The following is a 2922-nucleotide window of genomic DNA, read 5'->3' on the forward strand; positions in this document are numbered from 1 at the left end:
CTCGTCGAGCGCACTATCGGTCTCGACGAGGCAGCCGCGCTGCTACCGCGCTTCGACCAGGCCGTCGTGGCTGGCATGACGATCATCGACCCGACGATCTGATCCGAAAACCAGTCCCGCTCCAGGCTCCTTCACAACGGGCTTGGCCGTCCTCGGCGAGCCCGGCGCCGCGACCCCGCTAGGGCATACCGCTGCCCAGTGCGGCAGGGCAGGACTTTTAGGTCAGCCCCTATGCGCACAAGGTCACCTTGTGTATTGGCTTGCTCGCGCTCATAAGCCACGCGCCGACCGGGAGCTGGCCCGAGGGCCAAGTTGATCGACGGCAGAGATGGAGTGCTACGCGCTTGGAGGTCGAACCGCCCCTTCAAGCGGAGTCAATCTCTGCTCCCAAAACCGCCCACAGTGACACGGCTGCGTTCTACCACCGACCCGACCCTGACCGCGGTCGTACTCGAGGCCGCGCTGAGTGTTCTCTCAAATCGTGTCGACACGGAGCTGAGCGAAGACGGCGATGATCCCGTAGAGCGATCGCCCATCGGAGTCGTGGTGCCGATAACCGGTTCGGTCAGGCTCTTGGTGTTGACCTCTCGAGCGTCGAGGTCTGCCAGCGGAGTAGCCGATGGAGTCGCTCATGCCAGAAACGATAGGTGATCCGTTTTGGTGCAAATTGGTTTCGGTGAGGAGTTTCGGCGCGTGTCGTCCCGGCGTGTCGGCCGCCGTCAGATGCACCTGGTCGACCACACCAAAAACGACCGTTTCCGATCGCGGACTGGTTCCGCAGAACACCCCCGTCCCGGTGACGAGTTCGGACGGGGCGTACGGGAATTGATCAGCTGGCTATGGAATCCCTTAACCGTCCCACGCCCTTCGTTTCCTTGCGCCTTCGGCTTGCGGGGCGTTCGTGCATAGGTGATGAGCGCTCAATCGCGGTAGTCCTCGAACTCCCAGTAACCCAGCCTGCTGAGCTACTCTCCAACTTCTGCCCAGGTCTCTGAACTTGCCTCCTGAACCCTCGCCGACAGCCAGAGTCGTAACGCTCGCTGATCGAACTCATCAGAATTGACGATGACGTGGTGGCGAGCGTGATAGATGCCGCCGACGCGCGTAGACACCTTGGCTACCCACTCCGGGGTGCAGACAGTCACATCGAAGGACTCCTCGCCGGGTGTGTCGGGACGACCGACGATCATACGGGCGAGAATTGAGAACTGCGCGGGATCGTCAGGAAGCGATCGGGGGTCGGGTTCAAGCTCGAGACGTTTCAACAACACGGCGCGCATAGGACCGATCCTGCCTGATCTGGCGAGCCCATCTGCCAGCACCACCTCGAGAATCAACGCGCTCGCGATCAACGGGATGAGTGATGCCGCCCTCGATACTGAGATCGACTGCGCGGATTCAGCGGTAGCAGCGTTCAGTCTAAGTCAGGTCCGGCTGCTGGCGCTGTAGGTGGAGCATGAGCGGCTCTTGTCGCCGCTATGCTCTCGCCGAGACGGCAGGAACGGCAGCAGCGATGAGTTCCCTACTTGCCGCCGAACACGTAGTAGTACGGCACGCAGATCGCCACGGAAAAGATCAGGACGATGAGCCTGAAGCGTGGCGCGACTGCGCCGCCATCGCCTGGCTCTGCTCCGAAGAGGCGTCTTCGCACGATGAACTTCTCCAGCAGAACGGACAATGAAATGGCCAATGCCATGAGCGCCAAGAACGAAAGAGTCTCAGTCGCGTTCATCGAGCAATCCTTGATCAGCTGGCTGCACTGTTGCATGCCGTGGGTGTCGGTCCTTCATTCGACCTTCGCCGGACACCGTCCAGGAATCTGATCGACCCTAGCCCGTCAAGCGATCGTGCGCCGGTCACCGATCGCTGGCCGGGCACGGTTCTGCTAGCAGAGAATGGTCGCAATCTATGTGTCTCGGCCTTCGATCAAGGCAGACGCCGCAGCGAAGGAGCCGACCACGCCGCAGGCCAGTATTAGCCACAGCCATCCTGGGGTTGTGTCACTGATGACCAGGATTGTCGCGGTTGAAGTGATGATCAGATTGATGACTAGCGAGGCGATGAGAGAGCGTCTGCCCTTGCGTGGGCTGTTCACTTAGAACAACTTCACGATGATCGCCGCGTCGCCGACCAAGTAGCTCCTGGGCATGGAGCAAATGTCTCACAGCTCGGTCCCGCAGCACGTGGCCGCACATCGGGTGGCATCAGAAGTTGGCGGTTTAGCCGCTACAGGTGCGTCACCGTTTCGTGATCCCGCACTGGCACGCTCCGCGTGGCGATCCCTGCTGGGCTCGGTTGCGGTTGGAGGGCGGCACACCCACCCACCCCCAGTACACCGAGCGCCCGGTCGACTCGGTTGGGTTCAGGTGCCGATGAGTTCGATGTACTCGCCACGGTCGATCCTCTTGGCGCGTTGCGCAAGTCCCGTGTCGATCGAGACCATGACATAGGCAGCGAGATCCTCCACCCACTCGTCGAAAGAGTGGACCGGGCCCTCGTAGTAGAACTCTTCGGACGTGTCTTCGAGGTTGATCCTCAGCGCGAGCGGGATGAGCTCGTCGGGCCAGCTGAAGATGAAGAGGGCGAAGTCCTCATCGCGTCGAACATCTACGACTACAGCCGAAGTGCTCATGAAGCTAGTGCCGGGACCGTTGGGCATCAGTTCGGCACGGACTTGGGCGAACTTGTCGTCGATGCTTGGATCAGCCGCTTCGTCGTAGCCCGGCGACTTGTGTCGCTTCCAAGGTTTGCGGGCCATAGCCAGCAGGCTAACGTCCACGGCGGTCGTCGCTGGTGGCTCGCGCCCTGACCTCATGAGTGTCCATCAGTCGCCGACTGTGCCACGCGTCCCGCCAGCCGATTGTCACAGACTCACCGTCCTTGGTCGTCGAGAGTTGGCAAGCTCGCAAACTCCCAAGACAC

The 2922-nt window shown here is 61.3% G+C and carries 3 protein-coding genes; all 3 read right to left on the minus strand.

Features of this window, described 5'->3' with window-relative positions:
- Window positions 1-965 precede the first annotated feature (965 nt).
- The gene (locus tag ACHAA3_RS16770) at window positions 966-1280 is read right to left on the minus strand and encodes an Imm8 family immunity protein (RefSeq protein ID WP_435710239.1); all 315 of its coding nucleotides are present in this window, start codon (window positions 1278-1280) and stop codon (window positions 966-968) included.
- Between the two features lie 242 nt (window positions 1281-1522).
- Window positions 1523-1732 (minus strand): hypothetical protein, encoded by a 210-nt coding sequence (locus ACHAA3_RS16775; RefSeq protein WP_435710240.1) that lies wholly within the window; start codon window positions 1730-1732, stop codon window positions 1523-1525.
- A gap of 630 nt (window positions 1733-2362) precedes the next feature.
- Window positions 2363-2779: a hypothetical protein gene (locus ACHAA3_RS16780; protein ID WP_435710241.1), complete on the minus strand. Its 417-nt coding sequence runs from the start codon at window positions 2777-2779 to the stop codon at window positions 2363-2365.
- Window positions 2780-2922 lie beyond the last annotated feature (143 nt).

The sequence above is a fragment of the Aeromicrobium sp. CF3.5 genome (assembly GCF_051262695.1).
GTDB lineage: Bacteria > Actinomycetota > Actinomycetes > Propionibacteriales > Nocardioidaceae > Aeromicrobium.

Coding starts and splice junctions, on each gene's coding strand:
- ACHAA3_RS16770 (WP_435710239.1), bottom strand. CDS start 1,280: ATGCGCGCCGTGTTGTTGAAACGTCTCGAGCTTGAACCCGACCCCCGA.
- ACHAA3_RS16775 (WP_435710240.1), bottom strand. CDS start 1,732: ATGAACGCGACTGAGACTCTTTCGTTCTTGGCGCTCATGGCATTGGCC.